At 67.1% G+C, this 21,736-nt stretch carries 29 protein-coding genes; 11 read left to right on the forward strand and 18 right to left on the reverse strand.

Features of this window, described 5'->3' with window-relative positions; genetic code table 11:
- Window positions 1-43 precede the first annotated feature (43 nt).
- Window positions 44-436: an META domain-containing protein gene (locus tag ABCN56_RS07295; protein WP_343080146.1), complete on the forward strand. Its 393-nt coding sequence runs from the start codon at window positions 44-46 to the stop codon at window positions 434-436.
- Here the strand turns inward: ABCN56_RS07295 and recO are convergent.
- From recO to folK, 11 genes are all read right to left on the reverse strand, one after another.
- A complete protein-coding gene (recO, locus tag ABCN56_RS07300; RefSeq protein ID WP_343080147.1) occupies window positions 427-1,149 on the reverse strand; it encodes a DNA repair protein RecO in 723 nt (240 codons plus the stop codon). The genes ABCN56_RS07295 and recO overlap by 10 nt on opposite strands.
- A gap of 186 nt (window positions 1,150-1,335) precedes the next feature.
- On the reverse strand, window positions 1,336-1,674 hold the full coding sequence (locus ABCN56_RS07305) for a DUF1491 family protein (RefSeq protein WP_343080148.1): 339 nt from the start codon (window positions 1,672-1,674) through the stop codon (window positions 1,336-1,338).
- Entirely contained in the window at window positions 1,664-2,578 is a 915-nt protein-coding gene (gene era, locus ABCN56_RS07310; protein ID WP_343080149.1) for a GTPase Era, read from the reverse strand. The genes ABCN56_RS07305 and era overlap by 11 nt, the downstream gene beginning before the upstream one ends.
- Entirely contained in the window at window positions 2,571-3,260 is a 690-nt protein-coding gene (rnc, locus tag ABCN56_RS07315; RefSeq protein WP_343080150.1) for a ribonuclease III, read from the reverse strand. The genes era and rnc overlap by 8 nt, the downstream gene beginning before the upstream one ends.
- Entirely contained in the window at window positions 3,257-4,036 is a 780-nt protein-coding gene (gene lepB / locus ABCN56_RS07320; RefSeq protein ID WP_343080151.1) for a signal peptidase I, read from the reverse strand. The genes rnc and lepB overlap by 4 nt, the downstream gene beginning before the upstream one ends.
- Window positions 4,037-4,165: 129 nt before the next feature.
- Window positions 4,166-4,567 carry a holo-ACP synthase gene (acpS, locus tag ABCN56_RS07325; RefSeq protein ID WP_343080152.1) on the reverse strand — a complete coding sequence of 134 codons (402 nt, stop codon included), beginning with the start codon at window positions 4,565-4,567 and terminating at the stop codon, window positions 4,166-4,168.
- An 8-nt stretch (window positions 4,568-4,575) separates the two neighbouring features.
- Complete coding sequence (locus ABCN56_RS07330) at window positions 4,576-5,337, reverse strand: pyridoxine 5'-phosphate synthase (RefSeq protein ID WP_343080153.1); 762 nt, start codon at window positions 5,335-5,337, stop codon at window positions 4,576-4,578.
- A gap of 87 nt (window positions 5,338-5,424) precedes the next feature.
- Window positions 5,425-6,081, reverse strand: coding sequence for a DUF2062 domain-containing protein (locus ABCN56_RS07335; protein WP_343080154.1), 657 nt, complete (start codon window positions 6,079-6,081; stop codon window positions 5,425-5,427).
- 25 nt (window positions 6,082-6,106) lie between these two features.
- Window positions 6,107-8,224: a RelA/SpoT family protein gene (locus tag ABCN56_RS07340; RefSeq protein ID WP_343080155.1), complete on the reverse strand. Its 2,118-nt coding sequence runs from the start codon at window positions 8,222-8,224 to the stop codon at window positions 6,107-6,109.
- 28 nt (window positions 8,225-8,252) lie between these two features.
- On the reverse strand, window positions 8,253-8,606 hold the full coding sequence (rpoZ, locus tag ABCN56_RS07345; protein ID WP_343080156.1) for a DNA-directed RNA polymerase subunit omega: 354 nt from the start codon (window positions 8,604-8,606) through the stop codon (window positions 8,253-8,255).
- A 79-nt stretch (window positions 8,607-8,685) separates the two neighbouring features.
- Complete coding sequence (gene folK, locus ABCN56_RS07350; RefSeq protein ID WP_343080157.1) at window positions 8,686-9,279, reverse strand: 2-amino-4-hydroxy-6-hydroxymethyldihydropteridine diphosphokinase; 594 nt, start codon at window positions 9,277-9,279, stop codon at window positions 8,686-8,688.
- 107 nt (window positions 9,280-9,386) lie between these two features.
- Between folK and ABCN56_RS07355 the strand changes: the two genes are divergently transcribed.
- The 4 genes from ABCN56_RS07355 (at window position 9,387) to ABCN56_RS07370 (ending at window position 12,177) form a co-directional block, all read left to right on the forward strand.
- Entirely contained in the window at window positions 9,387-9,959 is a 573-nt protein-coding gene (locus tag ABCN56_RS07355) for a LabA-like NYN domain-containing protein (RefSeq protein ID WP_343080158.1), read from the forward strand.
- Window positions 9,960-10,071: 112 nt separating this feature from the next.
- A complete protein-coding gene (gene ispH, locus ABCN56_RS07360) occupies window positions 10,072-11,025 on the forward strand; it encodes a 4-hydroxy-3-methylbut-2-enyl diphosphate reductase (protein WP_343080159.1) in 954 nt (317 codons plus the stop codon).
- Window positions 11,026-11,089: 64 nt separating this feature from the next.
- Window positions 11,090-11,560 (forward strand): ribonuclease HI, encoded by a 471-nt coding sequence (gene rnhA / locus ABCN56_RS07365; RefSeq protein WP_343080160.1) that lies wholly within the window; start codon window positions 11,090-11,092, stop codon window positions 11,558-11,560.
- A complete protein-coding gene (locus ABCN56_RS07370) occupies window positions 11,557-12,177 on the forward strand; it encodes a trimeric intracellular cation channel family protein (protein WP_343080161.1) in 621 nt (206 codons plus the stop codon). The genes rnhA and ABCN56_RS07370 overlap by 4 nt, the downstream gene beginning before the upstream one ends.
- On the opposite strand, the gene ABCN56_RS07375 is transcribed toward ABCN56_RS07370, so the two are convergent.
- The 6 genes from ABCN56_RS07375 to def (ABCN56_RS07400) are packed head-to-tail and all read right to left on the reverse strand — an operon-like array spanning window position 12,174 to window position 15,026.
- Window positions 12,174-12,326 (reverse strand): hypothetical protein, encoded by a 153-nt coding sequence (locus ABCN56_RS07375; protein ID WP_343080162.1) that lies wholly within the window; start codon window positions 12,324-12,326, stop codon window positions 12,174-12,176. The genes ABCN56_RS07370 and ABCN56_RS07375 overlap by 4 nt on opposite strands.
- A complete protein-coding gene (locus ABCN56_RS07380; protein ID WP_343080163.1) occupies window positions 12,323-12,562 on the reverse strand; it encodes a GlsB/YeaQ/YmgE family stress response membrane protein in 240 nt (79 codons plus the stop codon). Before ABCN56_RS07380 ends, ABCN56_RS07375 begins: the two co-directional genes overlap by 4 nt.
- A gap of 53 nt (window positions 12,563-12,615) precedes the next feature.
- Entirely contained in the window at window positions 12,616-13,512 is an 897-nt protein-coding gene (fmt, locus tag ABCN56_RS07385) for a methionyl-tRNA formyltransferase (RefSeq protein WP_343080164.1), read from the reverse strand.
- Window positions 13,509-14,012: a peptide deformylase gene (gene def, locus ABCN56_RS07390; RefSeq protein ID WP_343080165.1), complete on the reverse strand. Its 504-nt coding sequence runs from the start codon at window positions 14,010-14,012 to the stop codon at window positions 13,509-13,511. The genes fmt and def (ABCN56_RS07390) overlap by 4 nt, the downstream gene beginning before the upstream one ends.
- The gene (gene def / locus ABCN56_RS07395; RefSeq protein ID WP_343080166.1) at window positions 14,009-14,503 is read right to left on the reverse strand and encodes a peptide deformylase; all 495 of its coding nucleotides are present in this window, start codon (window positions 14,501-14,503) and stop codon (window positions 14,009-14,011) included. Before def (ABCN56_RS07395) ends, def (ABCN56_RS07390) begins: the two co-directional genes overlap by 4 nt.
- Before the next feature lies 1 nt (window position 14,504).
- On the reverse strand, window positions 14,505-15,026 hold the full coding sequence (gene def / locus ABCN56_RS07400) for a peptide deformylase (protein WP_343080167.1): 522 nt from the start codon (window positions 15,024-15,026) through the stop codon (window positions 14,505-14,507).
- 129 nt (window positions 15,027-15,155) lie between these two features.
- On the opposite strand from def (ABCN56_RS07400), the gene ABCN56_RS07405 reads away from it, so the two are divergent.
- Both ABCN56_RS07405 and ABCN56_RS07410 read left to right on the forward strand, forming a co-directional pair.
- Window positions 15,156-16,328: a MalY/PatB family protein gene (locus ABCN56_RS07405; RefSeq protein WP_343080168.1), complete on the forward strand. Its 1,173-nt coding sequence runs from the start codon at window positions 15,156-15,158 to the stop codon at window positions 16,326-16,328.
- Window positions 16,325-16,858, forward strand: a complete 534-nt coding sequence (locus ABCN56_RS07410; protein ID WP_343080169.1) for a L,D-transpeptidase family protein — start codon at window positions 16,325-16,327, stop codon at window positions 16,856-16,858. Before ABCN56_RS07405 ends, ABCN56_RS07410 begins: the two co-directional genes overlap by 4 nt.
- A gap of 225 nt (window positions 16,859-17,083) precedes the next feature.
- Here the strand turns inward: ABCN56_RS07410 and ABCN56_RS07415 are convergent, their stop codons facing one another.
- A complete protein-coding gene (locus ABCN56_RS07415) occupies window positions 17,084-18,259 on the reverse strand; it encodes an alpha/beta hydrolase (protein ID WP_343080170.1) in 1,176 nt (391 codons plus the stop codon).
- A 148-nt stretch (window positions 18,260-18,407) separates the two neighbouring features.
- On the opposite strand from ABCN56_RS07415, the gene ABCN56_RS07420 reads away from it, so the two are divergent.
- From ABCN56_RS07420 to ABCN56_RS07435, 4 genes are all read left to right on the forward strand, one after another.
- Complete coding sequence (locus ABCN56_RS07420) at window positions 18,408-18,629, forward strand: hypothetical protein (RefSeq protein ID WP_343080171.1); 222 nt, start codon at window positions 18,408-18,410, stop codon at window positions 18,627-18,629.
- A 66-nt stretch (window positions 18,630-18,695) separates the two neighbouring features.
- Window positions 18,696-20,324, forward strand: a complete 1,629-nt coding sequence (locus ABCN56_RS07425) for an acyl-CoA dehydrogenase family protein (RefSeq protein WP_343080172.1) — start codon at window positions 18,696-18,698, stop codon at window positions 20,322-20,324.
- An 89-nt stretch (window positions 20,325-20,413) separates the two neighbouring features.
- Window positions 20,414-20,857 carry a DMT family transporter gene (locus ABCN56_RS07430; protein WP_343080173.1) on the forward strand — a complete coding sequence of 148 codons (444 nt, stop codon included), beginning with the start codon at window positions 20,414-20,416 and terminating at the stop codon, window positions 20,855-20,857.
- Between the two features lie 57 nt (window positions 20,858-20,914).
- Window positions 20,915-21,685, forward strand: coding sequence for a TIGR01458 family HAD-type hydrolase (locus ABCN56_RS07435; protein WP_343080174.1), 771 nt, complete (start codon window positions 20,915-20,917; stop codon window positions 21,683-21,685).
- The last annotated feature ends 51 nt before the right edge of the window (window positions 21,686-21,736 follow it).

The raw sequence follows: 21,736 nt of genomic DNA on the forward strand, positions 1-21,736 counted from the left end.
GCGCGGACTTGCCAAGGGCCACGGACGCGGCCAGGCTGTCCCCATGTTCCGCCGGTTTGCCCTGATCTTTCCCTTCCTGGCCGCCTGCACGTCGGATGCGACGCTCACCTCGCTTGCCGGGGAAGGATCGGTCTGGCGGCTCACGGAACTCGACGGCGCGGAATTCGCGGCCGAGGCCACGATCGAATTCCCGCAAGAGGGCCGGATCGCGGGTGCGGCACCGTGCAACCGCTACACGGCGGCGCAGTCGGCGACCTACCCGGACTTCGCGGCGGGACCGATCGCGGCGACGCGGATGGCCTGCCCCGAACTGGATGCCGAGACCCGGTTCCTCGACGCCTTGGCCGCGATGCGCACCGTCGAGGTGGACGAGGACGTGCTGACACTTTCAGGCGATGCCGGACGCCGGATGGTCTTCGTCCGCCTTCAGGACTGACGGGCGAGTTGTTCCACGAAACGGCGGCGCGAGTCCGGGAGGGGCTTATCCCCCAGGTCGGCGGCGAGATGGCGTTCCAGGAAATGCCCCGTCGTCCTCAGGGCCGCCGCCAGTTCCTCGACCGTAGCCGGCCCCTGGCCGAGAAGGAACTGCGGTAGCGGAAGAAGCCGGTCCGCCCATTCGCCCGCGCCCTTCCGGCTCACGGCGCGCCCGGATTTCGGGCTGACGTAGACGAGTTCTTCCCGCGCGCCCGTCACGGCGCAGGAGCCGAGGTCAAGCCCGTAGCCCATGTCTTCGAGGAGCTTCAGTTCCCAGCGCACGTAGCGGAGATGCCAGTCCGGCTCTCCACCGAGCGCATCCAGCAGGCCGATCGTCGAGGCATAGAGCGACGGGTGCGGCTCGCGTTCCGGGAGGGTGAAGCGGAGAAGCGCACAGACCGAGTTCAGCGCGGAAAGCGCCAGCCTGTCGGCCATCAGCCCCGCGCGCGACCGGATCGGTTCCACCGTGAACGCGCCGATATGTTCGTCCAGCCGCGCCCGCCAGGTCACGTCGAGCTGCGCGCCGGGCTGCAGGATCGGCGCGAGCCGGCGCGAGCCGCCACCCCGCACCACGCCCGCGTGCCGGCCATGGGCCGGGGTGAACACTTCGATGATCGCCGCGCTTTCCCCGTGCGCACGCACGGAGAGAAGCGCGCCTTCATCCCGCCATTCCATACCGCCTCCCAGAAGGGGACCCCGCTCGAACGGGGCGCCGGGCTCACCTCCCATGGCCTCCCGTGCTTGGTCGCATTCCGCCGAAGGGGCTCACGGGATGGAGGTAACGACCTCCCGATCCTCCTTACACTCGCACCGGGACACGGGAAACCGCAACGGACGATCGTTGCCCGGGCAGGCCGCCGGTCAGGCGAGGCCGTCTTCGTCGAGAAGCGTCCGCCCGTCGCGGCTCTCGATCTCGATCACCCAGAGGTCGGGATCATTCCGGCGCTGGCGTTCGATGGCCGCATCCACGTCGCTCTCCGCCCCGTCGGCGAGCGTGACCCATGTGCGCTGACCCGTCATCAGGTCGAAGCTGCGCTGATAGAGCCGCGCCTGCCCGTCGAGCGTGGCGCATTTCACGAGTACCGCACCTGCCGTCGCGTCGCCCCGCAGCGTCACATAGGCCGGGATGTGCGCCATCTCCAGCCTCTGAAGATAGGCGCGAACCCAGAAATCGGCCGTGAGCCGTGGCTCAGTCGCCATCCTTGAACTCGAGCCCCATTTCCGAATAGCGCTCGGCCTCTTCAAGCCAGCCGGGCCGCACCTTCACCGTCAGGAAGAGGTGCACGGGACGGCCGAGGAACTCGGCCAGTTCGGCCCGCGCCGCCTGCGAGATCGCCTTGATCGTCTCGCCCTTGTGGCCAAGCACGATGCCCTTGTGGCCATCGCGGGCGACGTAGACGATCTGGTCGATCCGGGTGGAACCGTCCTTGCGGTCCTCCCAGTTCTCGGTCTCGACCGTCAGCTGATAGGGCAGTTCCTCGTGCAGCCTGAGCGTCAGCTTCTCGCGCGTGATCTCCGCGGCGATCATGCGCATCGGCAGATCGGCGATCTGGTCTTCCGGGTAGAACCAGGGGCCTTCGGGCAGTTCCGCCGCAAGCCATTCGCGCAGGTCGTCCACGCCGTAGCCCTTTTCGGCGGAGATCATGAAGGTTCGGGCGAAGGGATAGGCTCCGTTCAATTCCGCCGAAAGGCCCAGAAGCGCCTCAGCCTTGACCCGGTCGATCTTGTTGATCGCCAGCGCGACGGTCCGGCCTTCGCCAAGCCGTTCCTTCAAAGCCTCGATGATCGTCTTGACGCCCTCAGTCAGCCCCCGATGCGCCTCGACAAGGAGGACGACGACATCGGCATCCGCCGCGCCGCCCCAGGCGGCCGCCACCATCGCCCGGTCGAGCCTGCGGCGCGGCCGGAACAGGCCGGGCGTGTCGACGAAGACGATCTGGCTGTCACCCTCCATGCAGACGCCCCGGATCCGCGCCCGCGTGGTCTGCACCTTGTGCGTCACGATCGAGACCTTGGCCCCGACCATCCGGTTCAGAAGGGTGGATTTCCCGGCGTTCGGTTCGCCGATGAGCGCCACGAAGCCCGCACGCGTGGTTTCAGCCATTTCCTGTCTCCATGCGCCGAAGGAGCGCCTTCGCCGCTGTTTGTTCCGCCTGCCGCTTGGTGCCGGCCCTCGCGACCTCGGCCTCGCCGGTCTTGAGCCGCACCTCGACCGTGAAGACCGGCTGGTGATCCGGCCCCTCACGCTTCAGTTCGGTGTAGACCGGCGGTTCGAACCCACGCGCCTGCGCCCATTCCTGAAGCGAGGTCTTGGCGTCCCGTGCGTCCGCCTTCACGGTGCCGATCCGGTTGCCCCAGAGCCGCAGAACCAGGGTCCGCGCTGCCTCGAAACCGGCGTCGAGGTAGACCGCCGCGATCACGGCCTCCATCGCGTCGCCGAGGAGCGCCTCTTTGCGCCGCCCGCCCGACATCATCTCCGACCGGCCGAGTTTCAGGACCGCGCCGAGATCGACCTCGCGCGCAACGTCGGCGCAGGTCTCCTTGCGGACGAGCGCGTTGAAGCGGGGGGCGAGCTGACCCTCTGTCGCGCCCTTGTCGGCGGCCAGAAGGGCCTCGGCCATGACGAGGCCGAGAACCCGGTCGCCCAGGAATTCCAGCCGCTGGTTGTCCGGCCGCGTCGGCGTCGCGATCGAGGCATGGGTGACCGCGCGCAGAAGAAGCTCGGGGCGGGAGAACTCGTGCCCGATCCGGGCCGCGAAGGCCGCGAGATCCGCCGACAGTTTCACTCGATCGCCTTGAAGAAGCGGTCCGACCGCCAGGTCCAGAAGAAGAACAGCGACCGCCCGGCGGAGGAGAACATGATCCGGTCGGCGCGGCCGATCAGGTATTCGGCCGGGAGCATCCCCACGCCGCCGCCGATGACCGAAACCCGGCTGTCCTGGCTGTTGTCGCGGTTGTCGCCCATGAAGAAGTAATGCCCTTCCGGCACCGTGAAGATGGGCGTGTCATCGACGCTGGAGGTGCGGATGTTCAGAACGTCATGCGTGACGCCGTTCGGGAGCGTCTCGCGGAAGCGCTCCTTCTCGCAGACGCCGCCGAGGCCCACGGGATCGTTCGTGCAGTAGGGCGGGCGGCGTTCCGGGCCCTGCGGTTCCTTGATTTCCTCGAAGAGGCCGGCGGGTTCGAGCTTCACGGGCTCGCCGTTGATCTGCAGAACGCCCGCATTCATCTGGATCGTGTCGCCCGGAAGGCCGATCAGCCGCTTGATGTAGTCGCTGCCACTCGTCGGGTGGCGGAACACGACGACGTCGCCGCGCTCCGGCTCGGAGGCGAAGATCCGGCCCGAGATCGGGCAGATCGCGAATGGGCATGAATAACGCGAATAGCCGTAGGCCATCTTGTTGACGAAGAGGAAGTCGCCGATCAGCAGCGTGTCCTTCATCGAACCCGACGGGATCCAGAACGGCTGGAAGAACAGTGTCCGGAACACTCCCGCGATCACGAGCGCCCAGAAGATCGTCTTTATCGTCTCGACGATCCCGTCGCTTTTCTTTGCCGACATCCGACTGCCCCGTTCCTGCCTGCGCGCACGCCCCGCGCTAAATGATCGGTGCCAGTCGGGGAGTCAAGCTGCGCCGCCTTCCTCCGCCAGTTACATCAATCACATTGCGGCGCGCGGGAGACGCCACCCTCAGACCTTTGGCCGCGCCTCGATCACCACGAAGGCCTGCGCCCAGGGGTGGTCGTCGGTCAGGCTCACGTGAACGATCGCCTCATGGCCCGGGGGCGTCATCGTCGCCAGCCTTTCGGCGGCCCAGCCGGTGAGATGCATAACCGGCTGTCCGGTTTCGAGGTTCGTCACGCCCATGTCCTTCCAGCCGATGCCCATGCGCAACCCCGTGCCGAGCGCCTTGGAACAGGCCTCTTTCGCGGCCCAGCGCTTGGCGTAGGTTCCGGCTTCGTCCTTCCGGCGGCGCGCCTTGCGCTGCTCGGCCTCCGTGAAGACGCGGTCGCGGAAACGGTCGCCGAAGCGTTCGAGCGTGCGCTCGATCCGTTCGATATTCGCGAGATCGGTGCCGATTCCGAGGATCATGCGGCTTCCTACCCCTCCCGCGCCTCGTCCATCAGGCGGCGCATCTCGTGGATCGCCGGGACGAGGCCGCGGAAGATCGCCTCGCCGATCAGGAAGTGGCCGATGTTGAGCTCCATCACCTCAGGGAAGGCGGCGATGGGCTTGACAGTGTCATAGGTCAGGCCGTGGCCCGCATGGACCTCGAGGCCGATCGAATGCGCGAACGCCGACATCTCGCGCAGCCGCTCGAGTTCGCGGTCGCGCGCCTCGAAATCGCCTTCGGCATGGGCGTCGCAATAGGCGCCGGTATGCAGTTCGACGACGGGCGCGCCGATCCGCTGGGCGGCCTCGATCTGACGCCGGTCCGCGGCGATGAAGATAGAGACGCGGCAGCCCGCCTCGCGCAGCGGCGCGATGAAATGGGCCAGGCGGTTCTCTTCGCGCGCGACTTCCAGCCCGCCCTCGGTCGTCCTCTCTTCGCGCCGTTCGGGCACGATGCAGACCGCGTGCGGGCGGTGGCGAAGCGCGATCTTCTGCATCTCGTCCGTCGCGGCCATCTCGAAGTTGAGGGGCAGGGTCAGCGTTTCCATCAACCGCTCGATGTCGTGGTCGGAGATGTGGCGGCGGTCTTCCCTCAGATGGGCCGTGATCCCTTCGGCGCCAGCCTCCTCGGCGAGCTTCGCGGCGCGCACCGGGTCCGGATAGGCCGATCCGCGCGCGTTCCGAACGGTCGCGACGTGGTCGATGTTGACGCCGAGGCGCAGGCGCCCGAGCGGGCGGCTAAGCGACATGGAACCCTCCTGCAATTCTGTCGGGTGGAAACTAGCCTATTGCCCCTGCGCGGGAAAACCGGATTTTCGCGCTGCGCCAAGGCACGGTCAGCCGCCTTCCGAGCCTTCCCCTGCGCGGGCGTGCAGCTTCGCCTTCAGCTTCTCGAACCGCTCCTTCAGCTTCTTGCGCCGCCGCTTCTGATACGCCGCGATCACCGGCTCGGAGAGGTAGTAGAAGGCCACGCCCGTCATGATACCGGGGACGATGCCCCCCACGAGATAGGGCAGGAACACGCTGTCGAAAAATCCGATCAGGCTTTCCCAGTGCGCCGTCTCGTCCGTGAAGATGGCGAAGAAGTTGTCCTTCAACTCCCCGCCCGCGCTCGTGAACGAGGACAGGAGCGAGGCATGTGCCGCGACGTCGAATCTCGTCCCGAGTATCAGGTGGCCGAGCTTCAGCGACACGAAGCCGATGATCGGGAAGGTCAGCGGATTGCCGAAGAACGTCGCGAGCAACGACGCGAGGATGTTCCCGCGTATCAGCTTCGCGACGAGCGCGGCAAAGATGAAATGCAGGCCGAAGAACGGCGTGAAGCTCACGAAGACCCCGGCCGCCACGCCGCGCGCGATCCTGTAAGGCTTGTCGGGCAGGCGGTGCAGCCGGTGGCGCACGTAGTGAAAGGCCCGCGTCCACCCCCCGCGCGGATAGAAGGCTTCGGCTAGGATGCGCGCGTAAGACCTTTTTGCACGCCGCTTGAAAACCACCTGGCTTGTCCTTCCCGGCCCCTGTTCAGGGCTTGCGATTTATGTCGCGGTGTCGCTCGACATGCGCGACGGCGCTTTCCGCCTCCAGCGCCGTCAGCACCGCGTGGAGATGTTCCGTGTCCCTGAGATCGACCTCGACGATCAGGCGGTAGAAGTCCGGCTTCCTGTCCACGAAATGCAGGTCGGAAATATTGGCCTTCTGCTCGCCGATCAAGGTGCAGATCCGACCGAGAACACCAGCGTCGTTGGCGATCGTTACGTTGAGGCTGACAGTATGGACCGGGGCGTGCCGGCCCGAAAGCCAGTGCAGGTCCACCCACCGGCCGGGCTGGTCCTCGAACTCTGCTAGCGCGGGGCAGTCGATGGCATGGATCACGACGCCCTGGCCACGATAGGTGATCCCGACGATCCGTTCGCCCGGTACCGGCTGGCAGCAGGCCGCGCGGCGGAAGGACTGGTCGGCGGCAAGGCCCGCGACCGGGCGGCGGGCGTCGACCTCCTCGATCTGGGCGGAGACGAGTTCGGGGTAGAGCGCCTCGATCACCTCGCGGGCAACGAGCTCCGCGCTGCCGATCCGCGCCAGAAGCTCCGTCTCGTCCGAAATGCCGAGCGTCTTTGCCGCGGTCCTCAGCGCCTTGTCGGTGCATTTGCGGCCGTGGTGTTCGAAAGCCACGCGGGCGAGTTCCGCGCCGAGCTTCACGAAGCGCTCGCGGTCCTCGTCGCGCAGCGACTTGCGAATCGCGGCCTTGGCGCGCCCGGTCACGACGATATCGATCCAGGTGGCCTGCGGCCGTTGTCCGGCGGCGGTGATGACCTCGACCGACTGGCCGTTCTTCAGGCGCGTCCAGAGCGGCACGCGGATGCCGTCGACCTTCGCGCCGACGCAGGAATTGCCGATCCGCGTGTGGATCGCATAGGCGAAGTCGATGGGTGTCGCACCCTTGGGCAGTTGCACCACGTCCCCCTTCGGCGTGAAGCAGAACACCTGGTCGACATACATCTCGAGTTTGACATTTTCGAGAAACTCGTCGTGGTCGCCACCCTCGAACCGCTCGGTCAGCGTCGTGATCCAGCGTGCGGGATCGACGGCGAAGGGGTTCTGCGCCCGCACGCCGTCCCGGTAGGACCAGTGCGCGGCGACGCCCGCCTCGGCCACCTCGTGCATCTGGCGGGTGCGGATCTGCACCTCCACCCGCTTGCCGTCGCGGCCCGAGACCGTGGTGTGGATCGAGCGGTAGCCGTTCGATTTCGGCTGGCTGATGTAGTCCTTGAACCGCCCGGGAACCGCGCGCCAGCGCTGGTGGATCACACCGAGCACGCGGTAGGAATCCGCCTCGGTCCGGGTGATGACGCGGAAGCCGTAGATGTCGGAGAGCCGCGAGAACGCCAGCTCCTTCTCCTTCATCTTGCGCCAGATCGAATAGGGCTTCTTGGCGCGGCCGAAGACGTCGGCCTCGATCCCTTCCCTGTCGAGTTCGGCGCGGATATCGGCGGTGATCTTGTGGATTACGTCGCCCGATTCCTTCTGGAGCGTGATGAAGCGGCGGATGATCGAGGCGCGAGCCTCAGGGTTGAGGACCTTGAACGCGAGGTCCTCGAGTTCCTCGCGCATCCACTGCATGCCCATCCGGCCGGCTAGCGGCGCGTAGATGTCCATCGTCTCGCGCGCCTTGCGGGCCTGCTTCTCGGGCCTGAGCGACTTGATCGTCCGCATGTTGTGCAGCCGGTCCGCAAGCTTGACGAGGATCACGCGCAGATCCTTCGACATCGCCATGAACAGCTTGCGGAAGTTCTCCGACTGCTTGGATTCGCTCGTCGTGAGCTGGAGGTTGGTGAGCTTCGTCACCCCGTCCACGAGCTCTGCGATCTCCTCCCCGAAACGGGCGGAAATCTCTCCGTAGGTGGACTTCGTGTCCTCGATCGTGTCGTGCAGAAGCGCCGTGATGATCGATGCGTCGTCCAGCCGCTGCTCGGTCAGGATCGCCGCGACCGCGACCGGATGCATGAAATAGGGCTCGCCCGACTGGCGGGTCTGCCCCTCATGCATCTTCAAGCCATAGTCATACGCCTCGCGTATGAGCGCAGCGTTTGTCCTGGGGTTGTAGTTGTGGACCAGCGAGATCAGGTCTTCGACGTCGATCATTCCCGGCCCACCAGGCGTATTCGGCCGTTCAGCCTTCGCCCTGCGCCTCCATGAGCGCGCGCAGCAGCTTCTCTTCCGACATGTCGTCGGCCTGCGGGCGATCGACCTCGGAGCCCATGAGAAGCGCCATCTGGTCTTCTTCCGGCTCGTCGACCTCGATCTGGGTCTGAAGGCTTTCGATCATCCGCTCGCGCAGATCCTCGGCGCCCTGGGTCTCCTCGGCGATCTCGCGGAGCGCGACGACGGGGTTCTTGTCGTTGTCACGGTCGATCGTCAGCGGAGCGCCCGACGCGACTTCGCGCGCACGATGCGCGGCGAGCATGACGAGCTCGAACCGGTTCGGAACCTTGTCAACGCAATCTTCTACCGTCACGCGGGCCATGAGCTACTCCGTTCGTCCTGGGAGAGATGGAACCCGCTAAATAGGCCGATCGAAGAGTCTTGACAAGGACAGAATCCCTTCAAAGCGGGCTTATCGCGTCTTTGTCAGCGGCAGGAAGCGCCTTCACCATCTCCGCCACGGTCCGGCCAATGGCGGGATGACGCCATTTCGGCGCGATCTCCGCCAGGGGAATCAGCACGAAGCCGCGCTCATGCATACGGGGATGCGGGAGGATCAGGCAGTCCGGCGCTTCCTGCGTCTGACGCTCCGGATCGAGCTTTCGCCAGCGGTCGTATGTCGCTTCGTCCGGCAGAACCATGTCATCCATGAACAGAAGGTCGATATCCACGGTCCTTGCGGCCCAGCGCCTTTCGCGCACGCGACCGAATTCCGCCTCGACCTCATGGAGCCGCCGAATAAGTTCCTCCGGCGCAAGGTCCGTGAGAAGAAGAGCCGCGGCATTCACGAAGTCGGGCCCTGAACCCGGCGGATACGCGGGGGTGCGGAAGAATCGGCTGACGGCACGAATCTCAAGCCCTGCCCGGCCGAGCGCTGCCAGCGCGCCAGCCAGTGCGGAGGCGGGCGATCCGAAGGCGGTCGGTAGGTTACCGCCTAAGCCGATTGCCGCCAACCTGCACTTTCCGGTCGGTTCCATATATTGCGACACCTGCATTATTTCCTATGTTCGTGAGCGTCTCGCCGTGCATTTTCGGTAATCCATGTTTCCACTCACACACTCACTGAACCCTCCGGCGGGACGATTTCGGAAGGGAATTTTTTATGTTCTACAAGGACGAACGGCTAGCGCTGTTCATCGATGGCTCGAATCTTTACGCGGCTGCGAAGGCACTCGGGTTCGACATCGACTACAAGCTCCTCCGCCAGGAGTTCATGCGGCGCGGCAAGCTCCTGCGCGCTTTCTACTACACGGCACTCTTGGAGAATGACGACTATTCTCCGATTCGCCCGCTTGTCGACTGGCTTCACTACAATGGCTTCACGATGGTGACGAAACCGGCGAAGGAATACATCGACAGCCAGGGCCGCCGGAAGGTCAAGGGCAACATGGATATCGAGCTGACGGTCGATGCCATGGAACTGGCTCCTCGCGTGGACCACATCGTGCTGTTCTCCGGCGACGGCGATTTCCGCCCGCTCGTGGAAAGCCTTCAGCGCCAGGGAGTCCGCGTCTCGGTCGTCTCGACGATTCGGTCGCAGCCGCCGATGATCGCCGACGAGCTGCGCCGCCAGGCCGACAACTTCATCGAGCTCGACGAGCTGCGCGAAGTCATCGGCAGGCCGCCGCGCGAGACGCGCCCCGAGCGCGAGGACCTCGCCGCCGCAAGCGAGTGACGGGCTTTCCGGGGCCGGACAGGCCCCGGACAAGGACGAGGTGGGGCTGGACGCCGCACCGCCCGGGGCTTAGGTCTGGCCCAGAACTGGACATGACCGGGACCCCGACGCGATGACGGCCAAGCCCCCCCTCACCCTTTACCTCGCGGCGCCGCGCGGATTCTGCGCGGGCGTGGACCGTGCGATTCGCATCGTCGAGATGGCGCTCGAGAAATGGGGCGCGCCGGTCTACGTGCGCCACGAAATCGTGCACAACCGCTTCGTCGTCGATGGCCTGCGCGCCAAGGGGGCGGTCTTCGTCGAGGAACTGGATGAAGTTCCGGACGACCGTCCGGTCGTGTTCTCGGCCCATGGCGTTCCGAAATCGGTTCCCGAAGAGGCGCGGCGGCGGAACATGGTCCATGTCGACGCGACCTGCCCCCTCGTGACCAAGGTGCACTCCGAGGCGGCGCGTCATTCCGAGAACGGCCTCCAGATGGTGATGATCGGCCATGCCGGGCATCCGGAGGTTCTGGGCACGATGGGCCAGTTGCCAGAGGGCGAGGTGATCCTCGTCGAGACGGTCGACGACGTGGCCCGTATCACGCCGCGGAATCCTTCGCGGCTGGCCTACATCACCCAGACGACGCTTTCGGTCGACGACACCGCAGGGATCGTCGCGGCGCTGACCCGGCGGTTTCCGGGCATCGTCGGACCGGCGAAGGAAGACATCTGCTACGCGACGACGAACCGCCAGGCGGCGGTGAAGGCCATCGCACCGAAGATCGACGCGCTCTTGGTGATCGGGGCGCCGAATTCCTCCAACTCGCAACGGCTCGTGGAGGTCGGCCGCTCGTCGGGCTGCGCCTATTCCCAGCTTGTCCAGCGCGCCGCCGACATCGACTGGCGCACGCTCGAGGGGGTGACGGCTGTCGGCGTGACGGCCGGCGCCTCGGCGCCCGAGGTGCTGGTGAACGAGGTCATCGACGCCTTCCGCGAGCGTTTCGACGTCACCGTGGAAGTGGTCGAGACCGCCCGCGAGAACGTAGAATTCAAGGTCCCGCGCGTTTTGCGCGAGCCTGCCTGAAGTAGGCTGGGGGGCTGTCCGCCCCCGGCCCCCCGGGAAAATTTCGAGCCAGAAGAAGGGGCATATGCCGGAGCTGTTCGCCTACACCGATGGAGCCTGTTCGGGGAACCCGGGTCCTGGGGGCTGGGGTGTTCTCCTGATCGCACGCGAGGGCGACCGCGTGGTGAAGGAGCGTGAACTCAAGGGCGGCGAGGCGGAGACGACCAACAACCGCATGGAGCTTCTCGCGGCCATCTCGGCGCTCGAGGCGCTCAGCAAGCCTTCGACCATCACCGTCGTGACAGACAGCGCCTACGTGAAGAACGGCGTGACCCAGTGGATCCACGGCTGGAAGAAGAACGGCTGGCGGACGGCCGACCGGAAGCCGGTGAAGAACGCCGAACTCTGGCAGCGGCTCGACGCGGCGCGGAACCGGCACCGCGTGACCTGGGAATGGATCAAGGGCCATGCCGGCCACCCGGAGAACGAACGCGCGGACGCCCTGGCGCGGGAAGGGATGGCCCCCTACAAGCCCGCTCGGACTTCGGGACAATGAATCCTGCGCTGATCCTCGACCACGCCGCTGTCGCGGTCTTCGCGCTGACAGGCGCCCTGGTCGCTTCGCGCGCGCAGTTGGACATCGTGGGTTTCGTCTTCGTCGCCTGCCTGACCGCCGTGGGCGGCGGAACGCTGCGCGACCTGTTCCTCGACCGGAACCCGGTCTTCTGGGTGGCGAGCCCCTCGGTGATCTTCGTCGCCACCGCGGCCGCGGTCACCGTCTTCTTCACCGCGCATCTCCTCGAAAGCCGCTACCGCGCGATCCTCTGGCTCGACGCCTGCGCGCTGGCCGTCGCGGTGCCGGCAGGCGTCGCGGTCACGCAGGCGCTGGGGCAGCCCTGGCCGGTCGTCGTCTTCATGGGGGTTGCGACCGGATGTTTCGGCGGCCTCATGCGCGACGTGGTCTGCAACGAGGTGCCGCTGGTCCTGAAGCAGGGCGAGCTGTACGTGACCGCAGCCTTCGCGGGCTCCGTTGCAGCGACGCTGGCCGGGCCATGGCTTGGAGCCGGTGCGGGGCTCGCGCTGTGCGGGGCGGTGACCTTCGGACTTCGCGCGGGCAGCATGGCCTTCGGCTGGCAACTTCCCGTCTACCGGGCGCGCCCGCCGCGCCGCTAGCGCATCGCCGTGGCGGCGAGGAGGGCGCCCGTGGCGAGGACGGCCCAGCCGCCCGGCCGCAGCGCGAGCCAGAGCGCAAGCCGCAGGACGCGGGCCAGAACGAGAGTCCCGAGGAACCCGGCGAGGGTGAGCGTGAGGCCGCGTATCATCGTTTCGGTCCGTAGGTCTGCCAGAGCCAGATCAGCAGCATCGCGCCGAGGATGGCGCCGATGAACCCCGCCGCCCAGCCCGTGACCGCGAGAAGGATGCGCAGCACGAGACCGCCGACGAGCGCCCCGAGTACCCCGATCGCGATCGTGGTGATGAGGTCGGCCTCGATCTTCATGAGCCTCGTGGCGATGAAGCCAGCGGCGGCGCCGATTATGATGAGCCAGATTACCTGCATGCCCGGCCTCCTTGTTGGCGACACTATGGATCAGGCGGGACGATTTGTGAATGTCAGTCCAACCGGGCCGGCAGGGTCATGCCACGCAGGATCTCGGCGGCGGGCATCGGCCGCTTTCCTTCGCGCTGCGCCTCGGTGATCTCGACCGCGTCGGCGCCGCAGGCGATGGTGAAGCCCGTCAGGACCTCGCCCGGTTCGCCCTGCCCGAGCGCGAGGCGCGAGCGCAGGAGCTTCACCCTTTCCCCGCCGATCGTCGTCCATGCCCCCGGAAAGGGCGAAAGGCCGCGGATCTTCCGGTCCACCTCGGTCGCGGGACGGGTCCAGTCGATGCGCGCCTCGTCCTTGTCGATCTTGGCGGCATAGGTGACGCCTTCCTCCGGCTGGGGTTCGGGCTTCAGGCCATCGAGATGTTCGAGCGCCGTCCGGATCAGCCGCGCGCCGAGCCCAGCGAGGCGGTCGTGAAGGTCGGCCGTGGTTTCCTGCGGCCCGATCGGGGTCGCCTCGCAGAGAAGCACGGGGCCGGTATCCAGCCCCTCCTCCATCCGCATGATGCAGACGCCGGTTTCCTTGTCGCCCGCGAGGATCGCGCGGTGGATCGGCGCCGCCCCGCGCCAGCGCGGCAGGAGCGAGGCGTGGATGTTGAGGCAGCCCTTTGCGGGCGCATCGAGCACCGGCTTCGGCAGGATCAGGCCATAGGCGACGACGACGGCGACGTCGGCGCCGAGTGCGGCGAATTCCGCCTGCTCCTCCGCGCCCTTCAGGCTTTTCGGGTGGCGGACGGGAAGGCCAAGTTCCTCCGCCCGGCGCTGCACGGGCGATGGCCGGTCTCTCTGGCCGCGGCCCGCGGGGCGGGGCGGCTGGCAGTAGACGGCAACGATCTCGTTTTCGGACGCCACGGCGTCGAGCGCGGGAACGGCGAAATCCGGGGTGCCCATGAAGACGACCTTCACACTCGCCTCCGCTGCTTTTCTGCCTTGGCGACCAGCAACTTCTTCCTGACCGGGCTCAGGTGGTCGATGAACATCCGGCCGTTCAGGTGATCGATCTGGTGCTGCACGGAGGTCGCCCAGAGGCCGACGAAATCCTTTTCCTCGACCTCGCCCTGCTCGTTGAGGAAGCGAACGGTCACGGCGCGGGGGCGTTCGATGATGGCAGAGACGCCGGGAAGGTTCGGGCTCGCCTCCTCGTGCTTGCGGAGCTGGATCGAGGCGTGGAGGATTTCAGGGTTCGCCATCTTCACAGCCTGCCCGCGCTTGTCGGAGCAGTCCACGACGGCAAGGCGCAGCATGATCCCGATCTGAGGGGCAGCGAGGCCGTAACCGGGCATCGCGTCCATCGTCTCCACCATGTCGTCCCAGATCATCCGCACGGTTTCGGTAACGGCGGGCACCGGCTCGGCGGCGGTACGCAGGCGCTTGTCCGGGTAGGGAACGAAGGGGCGGACCGTCATGCGGCATACTCCGTCTCAAGCCGCGCGCGCAGGTCGGGCGCGACGCGGTCGAAGGTCACGATGCCGTCGAGATGGTCGAGTTCGTGTTGCGCGCAGATCGCGGCGAAACCGGCGAGTGTCTCGACCGCCTCCCGACCGTCGAGGCCGGTCCAGCGCATCCGCACCTCGGCGGGGCGGGTCACCTCGGCGGTGACGCCGGGGATGGACAGGCATCCTTCGGGGCCGGTCGCGAGCCGGTCGGAGGCCCATTCGAGGACGGGATTGACGAGGACGCGCGGCGCGGGCGAACCCTCCTTCCAGGTCGTGTCCATCACGAAGATGCGAAGCATCGCGCCGACCTGCGGTCCGGCAAGCCCACGGCCGGGCGCGGCATACATCGTTTCCAGCATGTCGGCGGCAAGAGACCGGACGTCTTCCGTGATCGCGCCGACACCCGCGCAGACCTGCGAGAGGCGTGGATCGGGCCAGCGCAGGATCGGCAGGACCGCCACGTCAGGCCCGCGCCCGCTCGCGCTTCAGCTTCTCCATCTTGCGGGTGATCATCTGCCGCTTGAGCGGCTTCAGATAGTCGATGAAAAGCTTGCCGTCCAAATGGTCGATCTCGTGCTGCACGCAGGTCGCCCAGAGACCGGAGAAATGTTCCTCCGTCTCCTCGCCGTCGAGTCCCATCCAGCGGACGCGGACCTCAGCGGGGCGCTCGACCTCGGCATATTGTTCGGGGATCGAAAGGCAGCCCTCCTCGTAGACGCTGCGCGTCTCGGAGGACCAGAGGATGACAGGGTTGATGAGAACCATGGGCCGCGGCGCCTGGTCCGCTTCCTTCACGCAGTCCATCACGAGAAGCCGCTTCATGACGCCGACCTGGGGCGCGGCAAGGCCGATGCCCGGCGCCTCGTACATCGTCTGCAGCATGTCCGCGGCGAGCGTGCGCACCTCCTCCGTCACCTCGGCGACAGGGTCGGCGGCTTTCTTGAGGCGCGGGTCGGGATGGATGAGGATCGGGCGTATCGTCATGGTCCCCGATTTAGGCGAAGCCCCCGCACGGCGCAATGGTTGGAAATCCGCTTTGCGCGCCCTTGCGATGCGCGGCACCTCTTGCGCCCGCGCCGCCCGGAGCTAACCTGCGCGGCGAAGGAGACCCTCATGAATTTCGACGAGATCATCGACCGCCGCGGCACCCATTCCGTCAAATGGGACATGATGGAGAAGATCTACGGCGTCCCCGCCGACAGCGGGATCGCGATGTGGGTCGCGGACATGGACTTCCGCCCGCCGGCGGCGGTCCAGAAGGCCGTCGAGGACATGGCCGCGCATGGCATCTACGGCTATTTCGGAGATGACCGCGCCTATCTCGACGCGATCCGCTGGTGGATGGCCACGCGGCACGGCTGGGAGGTGGAGCCGGACTGGATCTTCACCACCGCCGGTCTCGTCAACGGCGCGGCGCTCTGCATCGAAGCCTATACGAAGCCGGGCGATGGCGTCGTGCTGATGACGCCCGTCTACCACGCTTTCGCGCGCGTCATCAAAGCCTCGGGGCGGCGTGTGGTGGAATGCGAATTGGTCGGGGAAGGCGGGCGCTACAAGCCCGACTTCGATGCCTGGGACGCGCAGATGACGGGGGAAGAGCGGCTGTTCATCCTCTGCTCGCCGCACAATCCCGGCGGGCGGGTCTGGACCGCCGAGGAACTGCGCGGGGTCGCCGACTTCTGCAAGCGGCACGACCTGGTCCTCGTCTCGGACGAGATCCACCATGACCTCGTCTTTCCGGGGCACAACCATATCCCGATGCCGCTGGCCGCACCCGACATCCTCGACCGGCTTGTGATGATGACGGCGACGACCAAGACCTTCAACATCGCCGGCGCCCATATCGGCAACGTCATCATTCCCGACCCCACGCTCCGCAAGGCCTTCGCGGGCCGGATGATGGCGCTCGGGATTTCTCCGAACAGCTTCGGCGTGATGATGGCGACGGCGGCCTATTCGGACGACGGAGCGCAATGGGTCGACGCCCTTCTGACCTACCTTGACGGGAACCGGCGGCTCTTCGACGAGGGCGTGAACGCCATCCCCGGGCTCGCCTCGATGCGGCTGGAGGCGACCTACCTCGCCTGGGTCGATTTCGCGCGAACCGGGATGGAGCGTGAGGAATTCCTCGACCGGGTGGAGAAGCAGGCGCAGATCGCCGTGAACCACGGGCCGACCTTCGGCAAGGGCGGCGAGAACTTCCTGCGCTTCAACATCGCCACGCCGCGCGCCCGCGTGGCGGAGGCGGTGGAGCGGCTGCAAAGGGCTTTCCGCGACCTTCAATGAAAAGGACAGCGCGGCTCTTTCGGCTTGTCGTTCTTCTGATCGGGCTCGGTCTGGGCTTCCTCGCCGTCTACAGTTTCCGCCTTCCACCCGCGCCACCCGCGCCGCTGACGGGAACCGTGGACCGCATCATGGTCGAGAAAGCCGCCCGCCGCCTCACCGTCTTCCGCGAGGGCGAGGCGCTGCGGACATACCGCGTCGCGCTCGGCTTCGCTCCGGTCGGCGACAAGGAACGGCAGGGCGACGGAAAGACGCCGGAGGGGACCTTCCGGATCGACCGCAAGAACGCAAACAGCGCCTATCACCTCTCCCTCGGGATCGACTATCCGCAACCCGAGGACCGGACGCGGGCGGCGGCTCGCGGATATTCTCCCGGCGGCGACATCTTCATCCACGGCCAGCCAAACGCGATGCCGGGCGTGGCCACGATACGGCACGACTGGACGGCCGGATGCGTCGCGGTGTCGAACGCGGAGATAGAGGAATTGTGGCGGGTGGTGCAGATCGGGACGGAGGTGGAGATCCGCCCCTGAGACGGCGACTCCGCAGTCATCCGGAAATCACCTCGCTGACCCGCCCGGCACCCATTTGCCCGCGTTCTCGATGATCGGGGCTGACGGGTACTCGTCGTCGACACGTCAACGGCAGACGAAGCAACACATGAGACGGGGTCCTCCTCAGGACGGCTTTGGAAGGGGCAACCCTGGCGGCCCGGATCGAAACCCCAAGGGGCCAGGCAACTCACGGCGCCGTGCCGCCTACGCGTCGAGGAACCCGACAGCGGCTTCGATCAGCTCCGACCAGCAGGGGTCTTGCGGAAGCGGTATGTGATTGCGGCTTTCCATGACGTGAAGTTGCGCGCCCGGTATGCCGGCGGCGAGCACTCCGGACTGCGCCGCCGGATGGACGGCGTCTTCCCGGGCATGAAGGATCAGCGTCGGCGCACGCACCGACCCCATCAGTTCCGTCACGTCGAAGGAATCGATCGCTAGGCGCAGTGCCACCGCGTTTTCCGGCGTGGCGGAGGCAAGCTGCATCTCGGAAACGTGCTGCAACTGCTCGTGCGTCGCGTCGGGCATGTAGAGGGCCACGAAGGCGGTCGCGAAGGCGCTGCCCGAGCGTCCCCAGCCCTGCCGCAGGATCGTCGTTATCGCCTCGGCGTTCCGCGTTTCCTCTTCTGTCCCGCGTACACTGCGACCCTGGGCGTATCCGCCGTAGAGCACGAGGCCGCTGACCCTTTCGGGATGCCTGGCGGCAAAGGCCACGGCCACGGGAACGCCCTGCGAGGTTGCGAAGATCGGGAACCGGTCCAGGCCCGCCGCATCGGCGACCGCCTCGAGGTCTTCCGCCAGCCGGTCCAGCGCGAGCGACTTCGGCGCGGGATCGGACAGGCCCGTACTGCGCTGGTCGTAGCGCGTGACCGAGAAGCGCTCGCCGAGCCTGCTCAATAGCGGCCTCCAGATCGGGCTTTTCCAGTCGAGTTCAAGATTGGTAAGGAAATGCCCGGCCCGCATCAGGGGCGGGCCACTGCCCGTCGTCGTGAAGGCGATCCGCGCGCCATCCCGCGACCTGGTCATCCTGATCTTCTGCGTCTCTTCGCCTTGCTGGGCGCGAGGCGCGTCGGCGGCTTCGGAGACTTCCCCAACGAACCGGAACCCCCGCCGCGGGACCGTCTTCAACAGGTGCTGCGCGCGGCCATCGTCGCCTATCGCGCGCCGGACGGCGTTGATGCGCGAGGAAATCGCGGCCTCGGAAACGATGCGCCCGCCCCAGATCTCCTCGATCATGCTGTCGCGATCGACCAGATCGCCGGCGCGGGTGACGAAGAGCGCGAGAAGATCGAAGACCTGCGGTTCGAGCGGCACGACCTCGCCCCCGCGGCGAAACTCGTGTTGCCGCAAGTCCAGCTCGCAGTCGTCGAAACGGTAGAGCATGCGTCATGAAACGCCCAATCGGGGCGCATCTCAAGTTCCAAGCACCTCCGGGGCCGGAATCTCAGGAATTAATCAGGGTTTTCTCAAGGGGTTCTTCAAGCGCCGGGTCCGCGACCGCGCGATCTTTCCGGAAGTCCGAACCAGACCGATGGAGATCACGATGCACGAGGAACACGAGACCCCGATCCGGACGCGGCCCGACGGGTCGATCGACACCGCCTACTACATGGCGCGCGGGCGCCTTGCGCGCTCCGAACAGGCGCACAGGCTCGCGAGGTCGCTCGTCCCGGCGGCGCGTAGCCAGCCAGACCGCTCCTGGCTCGACAGGTTGATGGGGCTCATGCGGGTTCCGCTTCGCAGGAACACCTGAAACTCGCCCCTCTCGCGCCGCTGGCCGGAAATCCCCCGCGGGTTTATCCTGAGTTCGGAGGCCGAGATGACCCGATCCGATCCCCGCGCCGACCTTGCCACGCACGAGGTGCAGAACCAGCCCGGCGAACGCGGCGACGTGGACCTTTGGCAGACCGATGCGCCCTTGCGCGAAGCGGTCGCGCGGGAGGGTGGGCAGGCAGGCGCGCTCGCGGACTACGGCGGGGTGCTCGGCGCCGCCGCGATGCGGGAGGCGGCGCGGGACGCCAACCGTTTCACGCCCGAGTTGCGGCTTTTCGACAGCGGCGGCCGGCGGCTCGACGAGGTGCGTTACCACCCCTCCTATCACCGCTTCATGGAAACGAGTCTGGGCGCAGGCTACGCAGCGGTCGCGTGGGAGCGTCGGCCGGGAGGCCACGTTACCCATGCCGCGATGGTCTATCTCGCCAGCCAGGTGGAACCCGGCCACTGCTGCCCGATGACGATGACCTACGCGGCCGTCCCTGCACTTTCGGCATCCGACGACCTCGCGGGCAAATGGCGGCCGAAGCTTCTGTCCCGGCAGTACGACCCTTCGCTGCGGCCCGTCGCCGAGAAGTCCGGCGCGACCCTCGGCATGGCGATGACGGAGAAGCAGGGCGGCTCGGACGTGCGGACGAACACGACGCGGGCCGTGGCCGATGGCGAGGCATGGCGCCTGACGGGGCACAAGTGGTTCTGCTCCGCCCCAATGTCCGACGGGTTCCTGACGCTTGCGCAGGCGCCGGCGGGCCTGACGTGCTTCCTTGTCCCGCGCTGGCTTGAGGGCGAGCGGAACCGGGTCCAGATCATGCGGCTCAAGGACAAGCTCGGGAACCGCTCGAACGCCTCGGCGGAGATCGAGTTCGACGGCGCGCTGGCCTACGGAATCGGGGGAGAGGGGCAGGGCGTCCGGACGATCATCGAGATGGTGCATCATACGCGCCTCGACACGGCGATGGCGCCGGCGGGCCTGATGCGCGCCGCGCTTGGCGAGGCGCACCACTGGGCCGCGCACCGCACGGCCTTCCAGCGCCGGCTGATCGACCAGCCGCTGATGCGAGCCGTGCTGGCCGACCTCGCGCTGGACTGGGAGGGCGCCCTGGCGCTCGGGCTCCGCGTGGCCCGCGCCTTCGATGGGCAAGGCCCCGAAGACCGCGCCTTCGCACGGATCGGCGTGGCCCTGGCCAAGTACCTGTCCAACAGGCGCTGCCCGATCGTCGTATTCGAGGCGATGGAGGTCATGGGCGGCATGGGCTACGTCGAGGACACGCCCATGCCGATGCTCTACCGCGAAGCACCGCTGAACGGTATCTGGGAAGGGGCGGGGAACGTCATCTGCCTGGACATCCTGCGGACGCTTGCGCGCGAACCCTTGGCGGCCGAGGTGCTTCTGGTCGAGATTCGATCGGCCGTGGGAGCAGACCGGCGCTTCGACGCGGCGGTCGAGGATCACCTGTCGCGCTGGCCCGTGCTTCCGCCCGAGGCCGAGGCCCGCTGGTTCGCCGAGCGCTCGGCCCTCCTTCTGACGGCTTCGATCCTCTTGCGCCACGCCCCGCCGGCGGTGGCGGAGGCCTTCGTCGCGACCCGGATCGCCGGGGAAGGCGGACGGACGACCGGGGCCATCGGCAAGCACGACGTGACCGCCATCCTCGCGAGGCTGGCGGACAGGGACTGAGGCCGCCCGCATCCGGACGCGGCGCGTGACAGGACGGCAGAACGCTTCGGGCCGATGATCGGCCCGGCGGTGAAAAAGGGAGACCGGTGATGACCATTCCACTGATTTTTCTCGCCATGGCACTCGGGGCGATCATCTCGATCTACCTCCCGATGATCGCCCAGACGGCAAGGCTCCTTGGCTCCGCGCCAATGGCGAATGTCCCGTTCTTCGGGATCGCGTTCGCAGCGTCGATCGTCATCGCCCTCGCCACGGGCGGCCGGGGCGCGGACTTCGCAAAGATCGGCAACCTGCCGGTCTGGCTGCTCACGGCGGGGGTCATGAGCGCCGGGATGATCATCGGCTCGTCCTACCTGGTGCCGCGCATCGGGATCGGGGCGTTCTTCGTCCTGCTCGTCTCGGGGCAGGTGCTGGCGGGTCTCGTGTTCGGTCAACTCGGCCTGTTCGGCGCGCCGTCGACCGCACTGACGGTCGGCAAGGTCGCGGGCGCCTTCATGGTCATCGCGGGGGTGTATCTCGTCACCTTCAAGTGAGGCGTCGGAAGACCGCGCCAAGTTGACCGCATCCGGCGCCTGATGCAGTCTCGAGCCATGATCACCGGTGTCCTTCTGGATATTTCCGGCGTGCTCCACGAGGGCGACAAGGCCGTTCCCGGAGCGGCAGAGGCGGTGCAACGGCTTCACGCCGCAGGCCTTCCCGTCCGGTTCCTGACGAACTCGACGCGGCGCTCGAAACGCCGGCTCATCGAGGAACTCGCGGCGTTCGGAATCGGCGTGGCGCCTGACGAGGTCTTCACGCCCGTCGCAGCCGCGCGCGCCTGGCTCGACGAGAACGGCCATGTCCCGCACCTCCTGATCCACCCGGGGCTCGAGGAGGACTTCGCCGATTGCGGCACGGAAGGCCCGGTGGCGGTCGTCGTCGGCGACGCGGCGGACCGGTTCAGCTACCAGAACATGAACAACGCATTCCGCGCGCTGCAGGACGGCGCGCCGTTCCTCGCGCTTGCCGCCAACCGGGTGTTCCGGGACAAGGACGGGCTTCTGAGCCTCGACGCGGGGCCCTTCGTGCATGCCCTTGAATATGCCAGCGGGACGAAGCCCATCTTGTTCGGCAAGCCCGAGGCGGATTTCTTCCGCGCCACCGTGGCAAGCATGGGCTGCGATCCTGCATTAGCCGTCATGATCGGCGACGACGCGGAAAGCGACGTCGCCGGAGCGCTGGCCGCCGGGATCGGTCTAGGTATCCTCGTGCGGACCGGCAAGTACCGGGACGGCGACGAGGACAGGGTGGACCCAAGGCCCTCGGCCGTCGTCGCGGACGTCGGGGAGGCCGTGGACCTGATCCTTTCGGAACGCGGCTGACGCCTCCGGGACGCGTGCTAGGGGCGGCGCGGTCTTCCCGCGCCGCCCGGG

The sequence above is a fragment of the Ostreiculturibacter nitratireducens genome (assembly GCF_032670585.1).
Taxonomy (GTDB): Bacteria; Pseudomonadota; Alphaproteobacteria; order Rhodobacterales; family Rhodobacteraceae; genus Ostreiculturibacter; species Ostreiculturibacter nitratireducens.

Bases quoted from the DNA above. Each gene is read 5' to 3' on its own strand.
- ABCN56_RS07295 (WP_343080146.1), top strand. From the start codon at position 44: ATGTTCCGCCGGTTTGCCCTGATCTTTCCCTTCCTGGCCGCCTGCACG.
- recO (WP_343080147.1), bottom strand. From the start codon at position 1,149: ATGGAATGGCGGGATGAAGGCGCGCTTCTCTCCGTGCGTGCGCACGGG.
- ABCN56_RS07305 (WP_343080148.1), bottom strand. From the start codon at position 1,674: ATGGCGACTGAGCCACGGCTCACGGCCGATTTCTGGGTTCGCGCCTAT.
- era (WP_343080149.1), bottom strand. From the start codon at position 2,578: ATGGCTGAAACCACGCGTGCGGGCTTCGTGGCGCTCATCGGCGAACCG.
- lepB (WP_343080151.1), bottom strand. From the start codon at position 4,036: ATGTCGGCAAAGAAAAGCGACGGGATCGTCGAGACGATAAAGACGATC.
- acpS (WP_343080152.1), bottom strand. From the start codon at position 4,567: ATGATCCTCGGAATCGGCACCGATCTCGCGAATATCGAACGGATCGAG.
- ABCN56_RS07330 (WP_343080153.1), bottom strand. From the start codon at position 5,337: ATGTCGCTTAGCCGCCCGCTCGGGCGCCTGCGCCTCGGCGTCAACATC.
- ABCN56_RS07340 (WP_343080155.1), bottom strand. From the start codon at position 8,224: ATGATCGACGTCGAAGACCTGATCTCGCTGGTCCACAACTACAACCCC.
- rpoZ (WP_343080156.1), bottom strand. From the start codon at position 8,606: ATGGCCCGCGTGACGGTAGAAGATTGCGTTGACAAGGTTCCGAACCGG.
- folK (WP_343080157.1), bottom strand. From the start codon at position 9,279: ATGCAGGTGTCGCAATATATGGAACCGACCGGAAAGTGCAGGTTGGCG.
- ABCN56_RS07355 (WP_343080158.1), top strand. From the start codon at position 9,387: ATGTTCTACAAGGACGAACGGCTAGCGCTGTTCATCGATGGCTCGAAT.
- ispH (WP_343080159.1), top strand. From the start codon at position 10,072: ATGACGGCCAAGCCCCCCCTCACCCTTTACCTCGCGGCGCCGCGCGGA.
- rnhA (WP_343080160.1), top strand. From the start codon at position 11,090: ATGCCGGAGCTGTTCGCCTACACCGATGGAGCCTGTTCGGGGAACCCG.
- ABCN56_RS07370 (WP_343080161.1), top strand. From the start codon at position 11,557: ATGAATCCTGCGCTGATCCTCGACCACGCCGCTGTCGCGGTCTTCGCG.
- ABCN56_RS07375 (WP_343080162.1), bottom strand. From the start codon at position 12,326: ATGATACGCGGCCTCACGCTCACCCTCGCCGGGTTCCTCGGGACTCTC.
- ABCN56_RS07380 (WP_343080163.1), bottom strand. From the start codon at position 12,562: ATGCAGGTAATCTGGCTCATCATAATCGGCGCCGCCGCTGGCTTCATC.
- def (WP_343080165.1), bottom strand. From the start codon at position 14,012: ATGACGGTCCGCCCCTTCGTTCCCTACCCGGACAAGCGCCTGCGTACC.
- def (WP_343080167.1), bottom strand. From the start codon at position 15,026: ATGACGATACGCCCGATCCTCATCCATCCCGACCCGCGCCTCAAGAAA.
- ABCN56_RS07405 (WP_343080168.1), top strand. From the start codon at position 15,156: ATGAATTTCGACGAGATCATCGACCGCCGCGGCACCCATTCCGTCAAA.
- ABCN56_RS07410 (WP_343080169.1), top strand. From the start codon at position 16,325: ATGAAAAGGACAGCGCGGCTCTTTCGGCTTGTCGTTCTTCTGATCGGG.
- ABCN56_RS07415 (WP_343080170.1), bottom strand. From the start codon at position 18,259: ATGCTCTACCGTTTCGACGACTGCGAGCTGGACTTGCGGCAACACGAG.
- ABCN56_RS07420 (WP_343080171.1), top strand. From the start codon at position 18,408: ATGGAGATCACGATGCACGAGGAACACGAGACCCCGATCCGGACGCGG.
- ABCN56_RS07425 (WP_343080172.1), top strand. From the start codon at position 18,696: ATGACCCGATCCGATCCCCGCGCCGACCTTGCCACGCACGAGGTGCAG.
- ABCN56_RS07430 (WP_343080173.1), top strand. From the start codon at position 20,414: ATGACCATTCCACTGATTTTTCTCGCCATGGCACTCGGGGCGATCATC.
- ABCN56_RS07435 (WP_343080174.1), top strand. From the start codon at position 20,915: ATGATCACCGGTGTCCTTCTGGATATTTCCGGCGTGCTCCACGAGGGC.